The following is a 17404-nucleotide window of genomic DNA, read 5'->3' as shown; positions in this document are numbered from 1 at the left end:
GACCTAGCGCGACGGAAACTATTAAAAAGGGAGCCAGTAAGCTCAAAGAAAACATTCAAGAGGGAGCCAGTAATCTCAAGGAAGGCATTCAAGAGCAAGCCAGTAATGTCAAAGAAGGCATTCAAGAGGGAACCAGTAATCTCAAGGAAGGCATTCAAGAGCAAGCCAGTAATGTCAAAGAAGGCATTCAAGAGGAAGCCAGTAATGTCAAAGAAGGCATTCAAGAGGGAGCCAGTAATGTCAAAGAAGGCATTCAAGAGGGAGCCAGTAATGTCAAAGAAGGCATTAGTGAATCTAAAACTCCAAGAGACACTGAATGATTCCAATGTTGGCTCTTAGGCAAAAAATAACTTAGAAAATTAGCGAATAGACCTCTTGTATAAATCAAGCATAAGAACCCCACTCTGCCTTTAACTAACGTCAAATCTCCTCTTTGATAGTGAAGAGAGGTTAGGGGTGGGGTGTTAGAAAATTTTCCAAGAGGTCTAATCTCGATTTTTGATCAGCAGAAAAGTCACAATTCCCAAATGGAGCCAGAGACTCCGAAGCTCCGATCAGAAGACAGAATATTCTGTATACTGATATTTGTCCTCTAGATCAATAACTTTTGCAATAGGTTTACGGTTTGATCAGTGTTCAAACAAATCCTTAAATTGCAATAAATCTAAAGAAACTATCGTTGGTAGAAATTCAAAACATTCTTGAGCAATTTGCCAGCGTTCTTCTCGTTTGAGCATTTGTATTAACTTTTGCTGTACACTAAGTAAGTAGCGCACATCATTGGCAGCATAAGATAGTTGAGCTTCAGATAAGCTAAGGGCGTTACCCCAATCAGAACTTTGAGAGCTTTTATCTAGTTCCACTTGTTCTAACTCTTGTACCACGTCTTTGAGTCCGTGGCGATTTGTGTAAGTACGGGCTAATTTACTGGCAATTTTGGTGCAAAAAATCGGCCCTACCTGAATACCCAGATTGGCTCTCAAAGTGGCCAAGTCAAATCGAGCAAAGTGAAACACTTTCACAACATTGACTGCTTCCAAGAGTTTTTTTAAGTTGGGAGCGTCAGCTTGTCCCTTGGCTATGCGGATTGCAGTCACTTTCCCTTCAAGATTGCACAGCTGGACGAGACACAAGCGATCGCGCAACGGCAACAATCCCATCGTTTCTGTATCAACTGCGATCGTTGTAGATTCTAAATACTGGCTAAGGGCTGCGTCACTGAGGTCGCGATCGCTCACCTGAAAATCTGGTAATGTCATCAATTCTTCAAAAATAATAGCAGTGTCCAGCAGAAAAAAAGTCTTGTCAGACACTACATTATTATTGTGCAAAAAAATCAGAAATTAAATCTACCTAGTGCGAAAAAACATCTGTGTCAGGTAGACTTCGCCTTGGTTATTAGTAGCAACGCCAATTCCAGTCAGGTTATAATTTCCTTTAAGATTCTTTAGGTGTCCGGGACTTTTGATCCAACCAGTAACAGCTTCCTCTACGGGGTTGCTATATCCCCGATTAAAAGCAACATTTTCCGCTGCACTGTTGTAGCGAATCGGGATAGCTTTGACTCGCCCTTCAAATCCCTGATGGCTAAATGGGGTTTTGCCTTTAGCCATATTTTGACTATGAATTCTTGCCTGTCGAGTTAAATTTACATTTAAGGTCAACTTTGGCAGCCCTTTAGAAACCCGATATCGATTAATTTGGTCAAATACTGATTTTTCTAACTCAGTAGTTTTAAAAGTAGGAGTCGATATTGCAACCTGACTAGAAAAAAGCGACAACAGCTTATTACGGGTGGATGTATTCGTAGAAGTATGATTTGGTATCGGAGCAGTCGTTAATCCACTAGCAAGGACAAGCGCACTTAAAGCGATGCCAAAAGCAGTTTGTCGGAACATGGAGAATTGCGTAATGTGTAGAGATATAAGACTTCTACTCTACCTTATTGTTCCGAGATTATATACCACAATACTGTTAAGTAATGATGAATTTCGGCAATTTGGCTATATCCTTTACAAGTAACACAAACAATCATTTGCAATTGTCAGTATTTCAATAGGTCAGCTTCATGAAAATCACGGTTAATTTTACTGATAATTTAAAATTTTCATGAAATATCTCGCAAAAGCTTTGCTCACAGGTTGAAGTCTGGGAAATTTCAGAAAAAACCTAAATTTTCTTAAATTTAACGCTGCGTGCAATTTTTACTCAAACTTCATTTCTCAGCCCCTTGCTTTCAAAGCCTTTCTCTTTACCGCAGAGAAGAATGGAAGTGAGGTCAGAATATTAAATTGCACATTGCGTCAAACTTATGAGCGAATGAATATTTGTGTGAAGTAGATTGCGCCTTGACTGTTTTTGGCAACACCAATCCCCGTCAGATTATAATTACCTCTGATATTGGCAAGATGCCCTGGACTTTTGAGCCAGCCTTGAACAGCTATTGTGGCAGGATCGCTATATCCCTGGTTGTAAGCGACATTTTCACCAGCTGCTTTGTAAGAAATACGGGTTGCTTTAACACGTTCTGAAAATCCAGTATGTCCAAAAGCAACAGTACCATTAGCCATGTTCTGACTGTGAATCCTCACTTGATTATCGATGGCAGCATTACGAGTCAGTGCTGATAGCCCTTGGGAAATTCTGTAGTTATTAATTTGGTTAAAAATCGACTGTTCTAGAGCAGCAGTGTCGATGCTAGATGCTGCAATTTGTACAGTATCATTTGATACATCTAAATTCATCGGCGTGAAAGCTGGATTTGTTACAGGAGTAGCGATCGCTCCACTACTGAGAATCATAGTGCCTAAAGCAACGCTGTAAATTATTGGCTTAATCATTTGCTAGAAGTAAAGTTTTAGACAATGTAACCAACTAATATCAATGTGACAAATTGCTTATAGGTCTATATAGCTCTATTTGTAAGCTTTTTTGTTCAAAAACTACCAGTAAACGTTTAAATTCATTATTTTACACAAAAATAGTGCTATTTAATCAATTATCGTCTTCTACTATTAGTATGATTATTTGTATCCATATTCCGCACTTAGCTGTCATATAGTAGTGTAATTACTAAATTTTTTATAAATTTTAGTTTTATATTATGCTTATTCACCTTTAAAATTCAGTTACTTTACTGTTTTTAGGTATATTCAATAACTTAGTATATATACAGTAAATCAGTAAAAACCGATTGTGATAGTTAAAGATACGGAATGTGGAAAATAAATAGGCTAGATTTATTCAGTGAAATGTCTACGTGATTTCAACTAGCTTGGTTTGAGAGTTTCTAACTCTTCCTGTACCACGCGCAACACCCGTGCAATATATTCTGCACGCCACTGTTCCCGTTCCTTGGTTACTTTGGCATCCGGCTCGTAAGCTTCAATCTCAGTAGCCGATAAAATACCTTTCACCTCTAGCAACCGTTCAATGGTGTCTAGCCGCTCATGCAGCACGGACACCTTACCAGTCAAAGCCATAACGATCGCTAACAATTTATCAGTTTGGGGATTTTCTAAGTAAACAGGTCGTTTACCCTTGGCTATTTTTGTCATCTACTACCAATTCTCCAAAAATAAGACTAGACATACAAAACGAGGAAAGCCAGATAAAATCTGACTTTCTCAATTACGAATTGCTATCACTTCCTCAGCTTACTTTGTTGCAGTAACCGCAAACCAAGTGCCTTGGGTGGCTGAGTTCTGATTTTGGAACATACCATTAGTTTCTTTTGCTTTCCATGCCCCATTGGGGACAAATTTCTCAAATGTCTTATCTGCTGCAAAACCAGCCTCAGTAACTAGCGGCACCAAATCTAAATCGCGTACAGCACTCCAGAAAGGTTCGTTGTTGTTAGCAGTTTCCCAATCAGAAATAAACTGTCTATAAACATCCATGTGATGATATAAGGGTGCTTCTAGATGAATCATCATCCCACCGGGAGCCAGTAGACGATAAGACTCTTGCATAACTTTACGCACAGATGACGGGGGAATTTCATGCAACAAAATATGAGAAACCACTAAGTCAAATGATTCATCGGGGAAGTTAGTGTGTTCGGCATTTTGCTGAGAGAAGTGTACCCGTTTTTCCAAGGCTTCGGCTCTTGCATGAGCATAACGCAGTATAGATGCACCTATATCTATGGCATGGACTTCTGCATCTGGGAAACCATCGACATAAGGTAATGTGCTATTGCCAATAGAACATCCCATATCAAGGATTTTTTTCGGTCGAAAGTTGGGAAACTCTGCTAAAAGGTAGTTTTGGACTATAGATAGCCCCAGATCATCGTTGAGCGGCCCCAACCAACCTAGTCCATAAACGTAAGCGCCGCGATCGTAGGTTGCACCGGCTGCGACATCATCAGCAGTAAATTCACTGTGATATCCTCCGGGCATACAGTGAATGTCTACAGCCTTTTGATAAGTAGGTATTTGAAAATTTGGATCGAGGGTTAGAGTACCCAGTTCACCGCCCTTATCTTTGGCACGCTCTATCAGCTCTGGCAGTTGTCTGTCAACGTTGGCATTTACAGCATCCCATAACATTTCTTGGTTGATGCGCTTCAGGGCACTAGTCCAGCGATAGTAGGGTTCGTGCTGCATTACTTCCCGAATTTCATAACGATTCTGGGGAGGACGCTGATGTTCTTGTTCAAACTTCGGCTTGGCTAGTTTTTCATAAACTTCCTTATTACCAGGAAGGATATTCTTGAAAATGTGCATTTTCATACTTTGCACAAAGCTTTGGCGTGCCAACTCGTCGTGAGTGGGTTGCGGTAACATTGGGTGTTGGAATTGTCGATCCATTATTGTTTTATCCCAAATATTTTATGTAGATTTACGCTGGATATAATAATTTGGCTGCCGTTTGTACATCTTTATCACCACGTCCAGAGCAGTTAATTACAATCCGAGGACTATCGGTTAGTTGAGGACAGAGGGTTTCGAGATAAGCGATCGCATGGGCTGTTTCCAATGCCGGGATAATCCCCTCTAATTTCGATAATCGCTGAAATGCCGCCAAAGCCTCTGCATCCGTCACACTATAATATTCAGCGCGACCAGTATCCTTTAAATAGCTATGTTCTGGCCCCACGCCGGGATAATCTAACCCCGCACTAATTGAGTGTGCCTCAATGATTTGTCCATCTTCATCTTGCAGTAGGTAGCTCATGGCTCCGTGCAATACACCAATTCGTCCTTTTGTCAACGTAGCTGCGTGTTTTTCGGTATTGACACCTTCCCCGGCTGCCTCAATCCCAATGAAGCGTATAGAAGACTCATTGATAAACTCATAGAATAGTCCCATTGCATTGGAACCACCACCTACACAAGCCAAGAGAATATCAGGTAATCCACCCCACTTTTCTATTGCTTGGGCGCGGGTTTCTTCGCCGATTACTGCATGGAAATCACGTACCATCATTGGGTAAGGATGAGGCCCTGCTACCGAACCCAGGATGTAGTGAGTCGTTTCCACATTTGTCACCCAATCTCGGATTGCTTCGGAAGTAGCATCCTTCAAAGTTCCGGTTCCCGCCTCTACCGGCCGCACTTCTGCCCCCATCAGCCGCATTCTAAAAACATTCAAAGCTTGGCGTTCCATGTCCTGAACACCCATGTAAATTACGCATTCCAGCCCAAAACGAGCGCAAACTGTGGCTGTAGCAACTCCATGTTGTCCAGCACCCGTTTCGGCAATAATCCGCTGCTTACCCATGCGTTTTGCCAACAATACCTGACCAAGGGCATTATTGATTTTGTGAGCGCCAGTATGATTTAAATCTTCACGTTTTAAATAAATTTGTGGCCCGGTGCGATCGGGTCGGGCATAATGAGCGGTCAGGCGTTCAGCAAAATACAATGGTGTCGCACGTCCTACATAGTCTCGTAACAACTGCTGTAGTTCTGCTTGAAAACCAGGGTCATTGCGGTACTGTTGATAAGCTGTTTCTAATTCAGCAAGGGCAGGCATGAGCGTTTCAGGTACATACTTACCGCCAAAGCGTCCGAAGCGGCCTAGCGTATCTGGAACCTGAGCAGTTGAACTTGGAGATAGGGGAGTGGTAGTCACAGGCTGTTTTTGATGACGTGAATGACTTAATTATTATAGAAAAGTCTGAAGCATATCTGGGGAATGGGGAATTGGGAATGGGAGAATACTAGTCGTAAAAACTTAGCTTGGTGAGGCTTTTCTTATTCTCATGCAGAACATGGGAACGAGAGTAATGGCATTGTCAGCCGAAACAATGGCATTGCAGGTCAAGAAACTTGTGAGTACACTGTAGTTTTTTTCTTCCCGCGTCGGGAATGGGATTAGGTTTCGCCCTCTTCTTTTCCACATGACGCGAAAAGTCAGGAAGAGATTAACCCAAAGCGGACTTTAATTCATTTTCCGCTTGTCCCAACGCATCTGGTAATTTACTTGCATCGCGTCCGCCGGCTTGAGCTAAGTTCGGTCTTCCACCGCCGCCACCGCCGCAAATTTTCGCGATCGCACCCACAAATTTACCAGCTTGCAAACCTTTTTTGTTCACTTCTGGACTAAAAGCTGCAACTATACTCACTTTTCCCTCTTCGGGAACAGAACCCAGTACCACTGCACCGTTACCAATTTTTTGCAACAAGCGTTCGGCTGCGGTTTTCAATGATTCTGGATCGACATCTTCTAATTGGGCGACAATAATTTTCTGATCGCCTACGGTTTGGGCTGTTTGTAGCAAGCTGTCAGATTTAGCGATCGCTAGCTGTACCTTTAAGGTTTCTAATTCTTTCTGGCTATTTCTCAGTTCGCTTTGCAGACTTGTGATTCTGTCTGGTAATTCTTCAGGTTTCACTTTAAAGCGATCGCTCAAATCTTTAACTACTTTATCCCGCAGGTTGAGATAATCTAATATTGCTGGCCCCGAAACAGCTTCAATCCGCCGTACCCCAGAAGCTACGCCAGCTTCTGAGATAATCTTGAACACACCAATTTCAGCAGTATTACTTACGTGAGTCCCACCGCATAGTTCCATTGAAACGCTAGGAAAGTCAATTACCCGCACTTCCTCGCCGTATTTTTCCCCGAACATGGCAACAGCACCCCTAGCTTTCGCCTCTGTTAAAGGTAATACTTCCACCTTTGCTGCATGAGCCTCAGCAATCCAAGTGTTCACCTGTTCCTCAATTTGTTGGACTTCCTCTGCTGTCAACGCGCGAGGACAGTTGAAGTCGAAGCGCAACCTATCAAAAGAAACCAGAGAACCTGCTTGAGATATGCCCTCATCTACAATTTTCTTCAACGCCGCTTGCAATAGGTGCGTTGCGGTATGGTTAGCTTGGGCGCGACGGCGACAAGCCGGATCGATTTGGGCGGTGACGCGATCGCCTACACGCAATGTACCGCGTTCGATGCCTCCGAAGTGAACAAAGAAATCAGATTCTTTCTTCATGTCTTCTACCCGAACAACGATACCATCACCAGAGATATAACCGCGATCGCCGATTTGTCCACCGGATTCAGCATAAAATGGCGTTTTGTCAAGGACAATTTGCACTTCTGTCCCCGCTTCTGCTTCTTCTTGGGAAACACCTTCTACCAAAATCGCTTCGACTTTCGCAGTTGCGGCAGGTTGGGTATATCCGATAAATTCGGTGGCGTGGATGTGTTCTGCTAATTTGTCGAGGGAACCTTGCACAGTTAAATCGATGGTTTCATGTGCTGCTTTAGCACGTTCCACCTGTTTTTGCATTTCGATATTGAATCCCGCTTCATCAACTGTCAGATTATTTTCCTCGGCAACTTCTTGAGTAAGTTCCAGGGGAAATCCGTAGGTGTCATAGAGGGTAAATGCACTTTCACCGCTAATTTGAGTTTCCCCTCGCTGTTTCACCTCTTGGATAATTTCTTCTAGGAGTTTTTCGCCTCTATCCAGAGTTCTGAGGAAATTGGATTCTTCCCGTTGCAACTCAGCTTTAATTGCGGCTTCCCGTTGGCGTACATTGGGGTAAGCTGATTCCGAAAGAGCGATCGCAGTTTCGGCAAGTTGGGTAGTAAATTCGCCAGAAATCCCAATTAGTCGCCCATGACGCACCACCCGCCGAATTAACCGCCGCAGCACATAACCCCGTCCGACATTGGAAGCACGAATTTCATCGGCAATCATGTGGACAACAGAACGAACATGATCACCAATGACTTTCAGAGAGACTTTGGTTTTTTCATCGCTGCTGTGGTAGTCAATCCCAGCAATTTGCGCGGCTGTTTGGATAATTGGGAAAATTAGGTCAGTTTCGTAGTTATTGGGTACTTTTTGGAGGATTTGCGCCATTCTCTCCAAACCCATGCCGGTGTCGATGTTCTTGTTTTGCAGCGGCGTTAAATTGCCAGATGCATCCCGGTTATATTGCATGAAGACGAGGTTGTAAAACTCGATGAACCGGGAATCGTCTTCTAAATCTATATTTTCGTCACCGCGTTCTGGATGGAAGTCGTAATAAATTTCGGAACAAGGGCCACAAGGGCCAGTCGGGCCAGATACCCAAAAGTTATCATCTTCGCCCAAGCGCTTAATTCTCGCTACCGGCACACCAATTTGATCGCGCCAAATCCCAAAGGCTTCATCATCATCTTCAAAAACGCTGACGACGAGATTTTGGGGGGAGAAGTCAAAGACTTGTGTGGAGATTTCCCAACCCCAAGCGATCGCTTGTTCTTTAAAATAATCACCAAAGCTGAAATTGCCCAGCATCTCAAAAAAGGTGTGATGCCGTTTGGTGCGTCCGACATTCTCAATGTCGTTGGTGCGGATACACTTTTGCGAAGTCGTAGCCCGTTTAAATTCTGGTGTGCGCTGCCCCAAGAATATTGGCTTAAATGGTAGCATCCCCGCGATCGTCAGCAGTACAGTTGGGTCTTCTGGCACGAGGGAGGCACTTGGGAGAATTTGGTGTTCCCGTTGAGCAAAGAAGTCAAGAAATATGTTGCGAATTTCGTTACCGCTTAGGTATTGGGAATTTGAAGACATAGGTGTTTTTAACTTTAGACTTTAGACTTTCGACTTAGGCGTAGCGGCACTAGGTAGGTGTTTTTTCATAAATAGCTTTATATATTCTTGCATTTTGTTTCATATTCCTGCCAGCGAATTCTGCCAGTGGGTGAGCAAAATGCATTTATAGGACGCTTTTACAACATAATCCGACTCTGGCAAGATGCGTGTAGGCGTAGCCCGCACTTCTCTTCTTAGGCTGCGCCAGCGACAAAGCTACTTCGACTGCGCTCAGTGCAAGTCAGTGACCGTCTGTAGACATCGTATTTCGATCCTTAAAATTAATCATTAAGAAATACTTTAAAATTTCCATACCGAGGTAACAAATAGCACTAAAGCTGAAAGTATCAAATATTGCTTGTAAGGGATGTGCAGAAATAATTACTGAGTTTATCCACGTTATGGAACCTGAGACCAAAGTGGATGTTAATATTAACGCTAAAACTGTCACGGTGGAGTCCGAAGCTTCTGAGGAGTCAATCAAACAGGTAATTGTTACTGCTGGTTACGCTGTAGAAGGTTATCGATCGGATTCCAGCTTTTCACAGAAGAAGTTTAGACTTTAATATCTCAGGCGACGCTAACAAAATTTTTTATATTTTCCGCCTGTAGAAGGGCGGAATAGAAATAATTTCCCCAAATTAGGGGCAGGTTTTGACATATTTTTTTATTTAGCTTTGTTTTCCAAATTTATGATGCTACAGCAAATAAAAAAGACGTGAATTAAGTAAATAGACAAATCCAGATAAAGTGTAGGCAGAAATATTTTATTTTTCATGCTAACGCATTATTATTTTGTTGAATTTCACATAAATTATAAATTTTTAACCAACAATTTATGTCTTTCTTTAGAGAGTAGGGAAGCCCCAAAAAGCTACTGTACATCGCAGTATATAGTTGTACTGTATATTTTGTATACAATCTAAATGCTTTTTTAATATTTAATAAAAGACTAGTTTATAAAGAGAAAGGTTTAAAAACTTTATAGAAAATGACATTTTTAATTATATAACAAAAATTTTGATTTAATAATTCAATGAGAAAAAATTATACTTTCTTTATTTTTCTATCTGCGAATAAAATTAGCTGCCTAATGCAATGGTTATTACAAACTATTTATTTCGGTAATTCCATCAGGTAAATAGTACTTAAGAAACCACAGCAATAGTTTTTATACATTTAAATAATATTCAGTATTTTTACTGTTTTAAAAATAAACTGTAAAGAAGACATTAGTTGTTAGCAAGGAATATTTCCGAAACTGTAGTAGTAAATATAAAGTCTTAAGATGAGATTAAATTTGGAAGTTTACTATCTAATCGATGCTCAAAAAACAAGATGTAAAAAAATATAATTAAGCCTAGAAAATCATATTTAGTATTAGAGAACAAGAGCAGTAGTTACCCAAGTGAATTTATTTAAAATTTAAATAGGATAAAAAATAAAGCAATGAATATTTCTATTCTGATCTTTGGAAAAAATAATTTTATCGCCACACTTCCAGATCAGATCCGTTATGCGACTGCTTTTAGTGTAGAAGTTATAGACAATTTGGATCAAGCAGTGTCGCGGATTAAAACAACACCCCCCGATATAATCCTGGTGCAGGCTAGCCTGGATAACAGTATGGAACTCTGCGGTTGGTTGAAAGATCAGACAAAACTATCGTGGATATACTGTATTCTCTTCGAGGATCGTTCCCAGCAGCTGACTGATAGAAATAAGGGTTGGCACAGGGAATTGGAGATGAGTGCTGCGGCCCTAAAGCAAGGAGCCGATGCATATATTTGGCATCTTATTGAAGAAAAAACAGACTATAGCTTGGCAGAGTTGACTGCCAATCATGGACTAATACTTGCTCAATTGACAGTTGGTTTACGGAAAGCACAAAAATACCGAGATTTGATTCGGACAAATGATATGTTATCTGCGATCGCCTTAGCAGATTCGTTGACAGAATTAAATAATCGTCGTGCTTTAGAATGGGACTTGCCCAGACAAATTCAAAGAGCCAGGACTCAAAAAACTTCCCTGAGTTTGATTATTCTGGATGTAGATCATTTTAAGAAAGTTAACGATACTCACGGGCATTTAGTAGGCGATCGCATTTTGCAAGTATTATGTCAGCGTTTGCGCCACAATCTGCGCTGTCAAGATACAGCATTCCGCTATGGTGGCGAAGAATTTGTAATTCTTCTAGCTAACACTACCGATGACGAAGCACTATTAGTAGCCCGTCGTCTCAATCGCGTAGTCAGTGACAAACCATTTGCACTCAACAATAAACTGACAATTAATATCACCATTAGCCTGGGTACAGCCTCTCTGCAAGCTGAAGATGATGAGAAAGGAGAGAGTCTGCTGTATCGTGCCGATCAATGTCTATTACAGGCTAAAACTTCTGGGCGTAATCGGGTGATTAACTCGAACTATTTATCTCATCATGGCTCACATTTAAAAGCTGTTTCTTCGTGAAAGTGGGAGGTATACGTGTCAATTTAAACTAAAACTCTTTTAAAACCTCATTGTGCTACTGCCGCAAGTAAAAGTAATCTTGTCAAGACTGAGATTGCTTTACTAGGCTATGTTTCGGTCGCAATTTTTTATGGCTAATGAGTAGTGCGATCGCCAGTTGCTCTCAAAGGCTCAGATTTAGTATTAAAAATTACAATGGTTCAATCTAATTTTTATATAATTCCTTGAAATAGGCTATTTGAGGTGTTGAATTAAAATAGGAGTCGCTAAAATCTATACATTTGCCCAAGTATTTCCATTACCAAATGACAACTCCAATACCTTACTACATTTCTCGTAAGCAAGCGCAGGATTTTCTCGCTAAATTTACAAAAGCACTGGAATTTCCAGAGTCTAACCCACTTCTGTTTCAGGTTTATGGGTTCGGGGGAGTTGGTAAAACTACCCTGATCAAACAACTAAAGATGCAAAAGCAAGGAATAGATTTTGAAAGTGGTGTTCATGCAACTATCGACTGTTTTGATTGGCTAACAAAGTGCGATTTTGTTGAGTTTGTTCAAGATCACTATCGGCTGGATGATGTAGCTCGTAATGTTTTTCGTTTTTCATTTTGTAATGAGGACAGAACGCGATTTCGTGAAACCCATAAATTGCTAGCCACATATTTTGAGCAACAAGCTAACCAAGAAAAAGCTGTAGAACTACAAACTAATGATGAGAGCGGTCATTACGGCAAAGCTTGCTATTTCGCCTTACAAAGTGATGTTGATTTAGCCATTGAAAACCTAGAACAAGCAATTAATCTCAGTCCTCGTCGATGTCGTAGGGAAGCAAAATTTAACCCTGATTTTGATAGTATTCGAGACCATGCAAGATTTCAGGCATTACTACAAGGTTAAATGAGTAGATTATATTCACAGGTGATGGACTTCCAATTAAAAGTTATCCATATCTAATTTATCTGACAGTCGCGCCATCACCACTTCACCATCTACTACGTCTCCACGTTCAATAGAAGCAAGTCCAACAGCTATTTTTTTCTGTGTTTCTTCTTCCCATTCCTGATAACCCTTCTCCCATTCTTCCAGCAGTTTCAATGCTTTAGCAATTACATCTTCAGCATTTTCATATCTACCTGTAGCAATTCGGGTTTGTATAAATTGCTCGTATTCTGCTTGAAGTTGGATGTTCATCATTTTTATCCCTAGTTAATTAAGAGCCTTGCTCAAACTATGCTCTAAAATTTATCTAAATTCATTAAAGTCTTAACTTATGCTTCTTACCGAACTCATACCGCTGCTTAAAGAATTATCCCACACTGATAAACTCTTACTAATGCATTTCCTGGCAGCTGAATTGTTGAAGGAATCAAGTTTAGTCCCATTGGATGCTCAGGACAAAGTAGCAAGTCTTGGCTTATATGATTCTTTTGAAGCTGCTGCTGTTTTAGCAAAGGCATTAGCAGAAGAAAAAGCGGCAACACATGGTTGATAAAGTTAGATTTGCATTTACTGAGGTAAACCCAGAACTCGGTGCATTAAGTACGCTGCCTTATCTACCGCTAATTCTCACTTATCAGAATCGTTCTGTAAGTGGTATCAGGCTTGCTAGATACTGGTTCTAGTGTCAACGTATTGCCCTACGAAATTGGTTTAAGGCTGGGAGCAGTTTGGGAACGTCAAAGACTCTCTGTTCCATTGGGTGGTAATTTGGCTAGGTTTGAGGCGAGAGCATTGGTGTTGATGGCAAATATTGAGCAATTTCCGACAGTAGAGCTAGCTTTTGCTTGGACAAGAGATAGAAATGCCCCATTGATTTTAGGACACATGAATTTCTTTTTAGCGTTTGATGTGTGCTTCTATCGTTCTGAATTAGCGTTTGAAATTAGCCCTAAAATAGCCTGATGGAAATAGTGAAACCCAACATTATATTAGGTAACGTTGGGTTTCACAGAATTTAACTACCTTGATTCGGCGGTATTTGTTCCGGTGGCGTTTCCGCTGGAGGAGCGAGTACCGCATCCGGCGCAATTTCTTCTACGGTAATCGGTTGCTTATCCTCAATTTCAAAATCTGGTTGCGCTGCTTCCACCAACTCAGGAGATGGGGGATGTGGTGGAATCGCTTCCGGTACACTCTCGGTTTTGGCTTTGGTGTCAGTAGTAACTGTCGCCTCTGCTGGTTTTTCTGGTATGGCAGTAGTTTTGTCGATAATCTCAACAGTAGGTTTCTCTGCTATTACAGAGGTAATATTTTCAGGTTTGGGGGTTGTGGGTGTTTTTTTACTCCCAGTTTGTTGTACCTTGTCTTTCACGCCACTGAACGTGCTACCAAGACCTTTTTGCAACTGGCCCAGCCGTTCCTGAAGGGATAACTTATTTACCTGTTCCTGAATGCCAGTTTTCACCGTCTCAGGACTGGGTACTTGGGTTTGTTGTGGCTGGGGGGTCAGTTGGCGACGTAATGATAGAGTTTGCCAGCCAAACCAAACTAAAAGAGCCACACTAGCCACATGGCCTAGCAACAAACCCCCAGTAATGCGTGGTGCAAACACCCATAAAACTAAACCGTAGAATAATCCTACGCCACTCCAAATAAAGTCATTCTTGTGGTGGATTTCTGGAAAAAAGAAAGCTGCTATATAAATGGCTAAACTACCAAGACCCACTACCAAAGCTAGGACAAATGCCAGCATTATTTGGTTACTCCTTACTGCGTCCTTTGACTATTTCAATTTTGCAAATTTTGCAAGTTAATTGTTGATTTAGATACAATTTAAAATTAATTATCCATGTTAGTTGTGGATTTTTGCCCTTTATTCAAGTCTTAAGGTCTTCTTTAGGGGAGAAGGGAAAATATCGGACTACCCTTAAAGTAAAAGGATCTGCAAGAGTTAGCCAGAAATTTTTTATGACACTACAAAGCTTTGGTGTGATTGGATTAGCCGTTATGGGTGAGAACATCGCTCTAAACGTAGAGCGCAATGGCTTCCCAATTGCAGTTTATAACCGCTCCCGAGAAAAAACGGATGCGTTTATGGCGCAGCGTGCGCCAGGACGGAACGTCAAAGCCGCCTTTACTCTAGAAGAATTCGTTGCCTTATTGGAACGTCCCCGCAAAATTCTAGTGATGGTGCAAGCTGGTAAGCCAGTAGATGCGGTGATTTCTCAACTCCGACCTTTGCTAAATGAAGGCGATATCATTATCGACGGTGGCAACTCTTGGTTTGAAGATACAGAACGACGCACTCAAGAATTAGAACCGGCTGGACTTCGGTTTATCGGGATGGGTGTCAGCGGTGGTGAAGAAGGTGCGCTAAATGGCCCCTCACTCATGCCAGGAGGTACAGAAAGCTCCTACGAGTATCTCTCGCCAATTTTTAATAAAATTGCTGCCCAAGTAGATGATGGTCCTTGCGTAACCTATTGCGGTCCTGGTGGCGCCGGTCACTACGTCAAAATGGTACACAACGGCATTGAGTACGGCGATATGCAGCTGATTGCAGAAGCCTACGACTTGCTGAAAAATGTTGCTGGACTAGACCATAATCAGCTACACGAAGTTTTTACCGAGTGGAACACTACCGACGAACTCAATTCGTTTTTGATTGAAATTACAGCAAAGATTTTCCCCTACATTGACCCAGAAACAAATCTACCCTTAGTCGATTTGATTGTTGATGCCGCAGGGCAAAAGGGAACTGGACGCTGGACAGTGCAAACTGCAATGGATTTGGGAGTTGCTGTACCGACAATCATTGCAGCTGTGAACGCCCGGATCATGTCTTCCTTCAAAAAAGAGCGGGTAGCAGCATCCAAGATACTCACAGGCCCTTCTGGCAAGTATGAGGGAGATACCAAAGCCTTTATCAATATGGTGCGAGATGCCCTGTATTGCTCGAAAATCTGTTCTTATGCTCAGGGCATGGCACTGCTAGCTACAGCTTCAAAAACCTATAATTTTAACTTGAATTTAGGTGAAATGGCGCGGATTTGGAAGGGTGGCTGTATTATTCGTGCTGGATTTTTGAACAAGATTAAGAAGGCATTTAACGAAAATCCAGCGCCACCTAACCTGCTATTAGCCCCAGAATTCAAGCAGACGATTCTGGACAGACAAACAGCTTGGCGCGAAGTGTTGGCAACAGCAGCAAAACTGGGAATTCCAGTGCCAGCATTCAGTGCGTCATTAGATTATTTTGACAGCTATCGACGCGATCGCTTGCCCCAAAACCTCACTCAAGCTCAACGCGACTACTTCGGAGCGCACACCTACGAGCGACTTGATAAGCCCGGAGCCTTCCACACCGAATGGACGCCGATTTCTGAAGCATCAGTGCAAACTTCCACACCAAGAGAGCTGCAAGCTACAGAACCAACTACACCTACAACACCTACAACATCTCCAAGTGTTTAGAGAGTTTTAAATTGTAAATTTTAAAGTGGCTCTGTAAGAGCCACTTTTTTTGTTCAGTTATCACTGTTAATTGTTAAACTAATACACATTTAACTTGCATATTTTTCCTTTTAGAGAAAAGGTATCAATCTTTCTTTATTGTTCCTCTGCCCCTCTGCTGTCTAAATGTGCTTTCTTAAATATATAACAGCTTATGTCCTTCTCACTACCTTAATATTAAGAGTTGTTATTACCAAGATATTTGGCTTTTAATTCTTCTAATTCTTCATCTATTTTGCTTTTATTAGAAGGCTGAGGTGTTGGGTTTTGTGGCTGTATTTTATTTGGTTGAGGTTTGCTGTTACCCATAAATTGGGTTTTCATTTCTTCTAATTCTTTCTCAAGTTGACTAGGAGATTTCGATACAAAAGCGGGTGAAGAATTTGCTGGTGATTGAGGGATAGGTTTTGGTGCAATCGCTGGCTTTGATGCTACTGGCAAGTATTTATTTAAGTCTTTGAGAACTTCGTCTACAGTTTGATAACGCCGAATTGGAATACTTTCTAGCATCTTGTTGAGAATACGGCTCAACTCATTACTGACAGTAGTTTGCAAGTATTGCTGCCATACCCAAGTATCGTTGTTGGTATCATAAGAATCGAAGGGCGATCGCACTGTTAATAAATTAATACAAGTCGCACCCAAACTGTAAATATCGCTGGCGAAAATAGCCCTACCTCTCATTTGTTCAGGGGCAACATATTCTGGACTACCAATGCTAGTACCAGTTTTATTTAAGGCAGCGCCAGTGGCAGATTTAGCAGCACCAAAATCTACTAATACTAGTTTGCGTTCGGCATCGCTCTCACGAATAATATTTTCTGGCTTAATATCGCGGTGAATTACGTGTTTGGCGTGACAAAATTGCAAAACTGACAATAAATCGTTTAATAGTTGCCAGATTTGTGTTTCACTAAAAGCACCTCTATGTGCTAACTCCTGGGCTAAGTTTTGCCCGTCGATAAATTCTTGTACAAGATACTGTCGATTTTCTTGGGTAAAATATGCCAGGAGTTCGGGAATTTGGGGATGTTTGCCCAATTCATCTAACTGCACTGCTTCTTGGTTAAATAACTCTACGGCTTTGGCAAGCGTGTTAGTGCCTTGGGATTGGGGATAAAATTGCTTAATTACGCAGCGTGGTTTTGAGGGTTTATCCTCATCCACAGCTAAGAAGGTTTTGCCAAAACCACCTTGTCCGATTGGTTTGATAGCACGGTAACGTTCTTTGAGGAGTAACTTAGTACCGCAAGTCCGGCAAAACTTTACATCATCAGGATTTTCAGGCTTGGGACAATGAGGATTAAGGCAGTAGCTCATACAGGCGATCGCTCTTATATCTCTATATTTTCCCCTGTCCCAGGCAAAAGGGTGTAATCAATAGATTTTGGATTTTAAATTTTGGATTTGTGTCACGCAGAAGGGGTAAAAGCGGGTG

Annotated in this window: 15 protein-coding genes and 1 pseudogene; 6 read left to right on the top strand and 10 right to left on the bottom strand. The window is 41.5% G+C overall.

Annotated features, from left to right (window positions below):
- Positions 1-629 precede the first annotated feature (629 nt).
- The 7 genes from V7L12_RS07715 to alaS all read right to left on the bottom strand — a co-directional run bounded on the left by V7L12_RS07715 (position 630) and on the right by alaS (position 9016).
- On the bottom strand, positions 630-1259 hold the full coding sequence (locus tag V7L12_RS07715; RefSeq protein ID WP_335083575.1) for a ribonuclease D: 630 nt from the start codon (positions 1257-1259) through the stop codon (positions 630-632).
- A 90-nt stretch (positions 1260-1349) separates the two neighbouring features.
- On the bottom strand, positions 1350-1898 hold the full coding sequence (locus V7L12_RS07710; RefSeq protein WP_335083573.1) for a CAP domain-containing protein: 549 nt from the start codon (positions 1896-1898) through the stop codon (positions 1350-1352).
- Between the two features lie 411 nt (positions 1899-2309).
- Positions 2310-2840 carry a CAP domain-containing protein gene (locus V7L12_RS07705; RefSeq protein ID WP_335083570.1) on the bottom strand — a complete coding sequence of 177 codons (531 nt, stop codon included), beginning with the start codon at positions 2838-2840 and terminating at the stop codon, positions 2310-2312.
- Between the two features lie 429 nt (positions 2841-3269).
- The gene (locus tag V7L12_RS07700) at positions 3270-3557 is read right to left on the bottom strand and encodes a hypothetical protein (RefSeq protein WP_335083568.1); all 288 of its coding nucleotides are present in this window, start codon (positions 3555-3557) and stop codon (positions 3270-3272) included.
- A 99-nt stretch (positions 3558-3656) separates the two neighbouring features.
- Positions 3657-4814, bottom strand: a complete 1158-nt coding sequence (locus V7L12_RS07695; protein ID WP_335083566.1) for a class I SAM-dependent methyltransferase — start codon at positions 4812-4814, stop codon at positions 3657-3659.
- Between the two features lie 31 nt (positions 4815-4845).
- The gene (gene trpB, locus V7L12_RS07690; RefSeq protein ID WP_335083564.1) at positions 4846-6081 is read right to left on the bottom strand and encodes a tryptophan synthase subunit beta; all 1236 of its coding nucleotides are present in this window, start codon (positions 6079-6081) and stop codon (positions 4846-4848) included.
- Positions 6082-6373: 292 nt separating this feature from the next.
- Positions 6374-9016 (bottom strand): alanine--tRNA ligase, encoded by a 2643-nt coding sequence (alaS, locus tag V7L12_RS07685; protein WP_335083562.1) that lies wholly within the window; start codon positions 9014-9016, stop codon positions 6374-6376.
- Between the two features lie 347 nt (positions 9017-9363).
- Between alaS and V7L12_RS07680 the strand changes: the two genes are divergently transcribed.
- The 3 genes from V7L12_RS07680 to V7L12_RS07670 all read left to right on the top strand — a co-directional run bounded on the left by V7L12_RS07680 (position 9364) and on the right by V7L12_RS07670 (position 12411).
- Positions 9364-9603, top strand: coding sequence for a heavy-metal-associated domain-containing protein (locus V7L12_RS07680; protein WP_335083886.1), 240 nt, complete (start codon positions 9364-9366; stop codon positions 9601-9603).
- 883 nt (positions 9604-10486) lie between these two features.
- A complete protein-coding gene (locus tag V7L12_RS07675; RefSeq protein WP_335083559.1) occupies positions 10487-11512 on the top strand; it encodes a GGDEF domain-containing protein in 1026 nt (341 codons plus the stop codon).
- Between the two features lie 305 nt (positions 11513-11817).
- Complete coding sequence (locus tag V7L12_RS07670; protein WP_335083557.1) at positions 11818-12411, top strand: TPR end-of-group domain-containing protein; 594 nt, start codon at positions 11818-11820, stop codon at positions 12409-12411.
- 36 nt (positions 12412-12447) lie between these two features.
- Here V7L12_RS07670 and V7L12_RS07665 read toward each other — a convergent pair whose 3' ends face one another.
- Positions 12448-12705 (bottom strand): type II toxin-antitoxin system ParD family antitoxin, encoded by a 258-nt coding sequence (locus V7L12_RS07665; protein WP_335083884.1) that lies wholly within the window; start codon positions 12703-12705, stop codon positions 12448-12450.
- Between the two features lie 79 nt (positions 12706-12784).
- Here V7L12_RS07665 and V7L12_RS07660 point away from each other — a divergent pair, with 79 nt between their 5' ends.
- Positions 12785-13003 (top strand): hypothetical protein, encoded by a 219-nt coding sequence (locus tag V7L12_RS07660; protein ID WP_335083555.1) that lies wholly within the window; start codon positions 12785-12787, stop codon positions 13001-13003.
- 101 nt (positions 13004-13104) lie between these two features.
- Positions 13105-13416, top strand: a complete 312-nt coding sequence (locus V7L12_RS07655) for a hypothetical protein (RefSeq protein WP_442947874.1) — start codon at positions 13105-13107, stop codon at positions 13414-13416.
- Positions 13417-13468: 52 nt separating this feature from the next.
- On the opposite strand, the gene V7L12_RS07650 is transcribed toward V7L12_RS07655, so the two are convergent.
- Positions 13469-14206 carry a Ycf66 family protein gene (locus V7L12_RS07650; protein WP_335083553.1) on the bottom strand — a complete coding sequence of 246 codons (738 nt, stop codon included), beginning with the start codon at positions 14204-14206 and terminating at the stop codon, positions 13469-13471.
- Positions 14207-14421: 215 nt separating this feature from the next.
- Between V7L12_RS07650 and gndA the strand changes: the two are divergent.
- Positions 14422-15843 (top strand): annotated as a pseudogene (gene gndA / locus V7L12_RS07645) (NADP-dependent phosphogluconate dehydrogenase); the annotation flags it as partial.
- Positions 15844-16143: 300 nt separating this feature from the next.
- Here the strand turns inward: gndA and V7L12_RS07640 are convergent.
- On the bottom strand, positions 16144-17286 hold the full coding sequence (locus V7L12_RS07640; protein WP_335083551.1) for a serine/threonine-protein kinase: 1143 nt from the start codon (positions 17284-17286) through the stop codon (positions 16144-16146).
- Positions 17287-17404 lie beyond the last annotated feature (118 nt).

Source organism: Nostoc sp. (assembly GCF_036918245.1).
In the GTDB taxonomy this organism is placed as follows: Bacteria; Cyanobacteriota; Cyanobacteriia; order Cyanobacteriales; family Nostocaceae; genus Nostoc.
The sequence above is the reverse complement of the archived record's forward strand: the minus strand, read 5'-3'. Positions and strand labels throughout refer to the sequence as shown.

Excerpts from the sequence above, each read along its gene's own strand:
- V7L12_RS07715 (WP_335083575.1), bottom strand. The coding sequence starts at position 1,259 with ATGACATTACCAGATTTTCAGGTGAGCGATCGCGACCTCAGTGACGCA.
- V7L12_RS07705 (WP_335083570.1), bottom strand. The coding sequence starts at position 2,840 with ATGATTAAGCCAATAATTTACAGCGTTGCTTTAGGCACTATGATTCTC.
- V7L12_RS07660 (WP_335083555.1), top strand. The coding sequence starts at position 12,785 with ATGCTTCTTACCGAACTCATACCGCTGCTTAAAGAATTATCCCACACT.
- V7L12_RS07665 (WP_335083884.1), bottom strand. The coding sequence starts at position 12,705 with ATGAACATCCAACTTCAAGCAGAATACGAGCAATTTATACAAACCCGA.
- V7L12_RS07640 (WP_335083551.1), bottom strand. The coding sequence starts at position 17,286 with ATGAGCTACTGCCTTAATCCTCATTGTCCCAAGCCTGAAAATCCTGAT.
- V7L12_RS07650 (WP_335083553.1), bottom strand. The coding sequence starts at position 14,206 with ATGCTGGCATTTGTCCTAGCTTTGGTAGTGGGTCTTGGTAGTTTAGCC.
- alaS (WP_335083562.1), bottom strand. The coding sequence starts at position 9,016 with ATGTCTTCAAATTCCCAATACCTAAGCGGTAACGAAATTCGCAACATA.
- V7L12_RS07700 (WP_335083568.1), bottom strand. The coding sequence starts at position 3,557 with ATGACAAAAATAGCCAAGGGTAAACGACCTGTTTACTTAGAAAATCCC.
- V7L12_RS07675 (WP_335083559.1), top strand. The coding sequence starts at position 10,487 with ATGAATATTTCTATTCTGATCTTTGGAAAAAATAATTTTATCGCCACA.
- V7L12_RS07670 (WP_335083557.1), top strand. The coding sequence starts at position 11,818 with ATGACAACTCCAATACCTTACTACATTTCTCGTAAGCAAGCGCAGGAT.
- V7L12_RS07710 (WP_335083573.1), bottom strand. The coding sequence starts at position 1,898 with ATGTTCCGACAAACTGCTTTTGGCATCGCTTTAAGTGCGCTTGTCCTT.
- V7L12_RS07695 (WP_335083566.1), bottom strand. The coding sequence starts at position 4,814 with ATGGATCGACAATTCCAACACCCAATGTTACCGCAACCCACTCACGAC.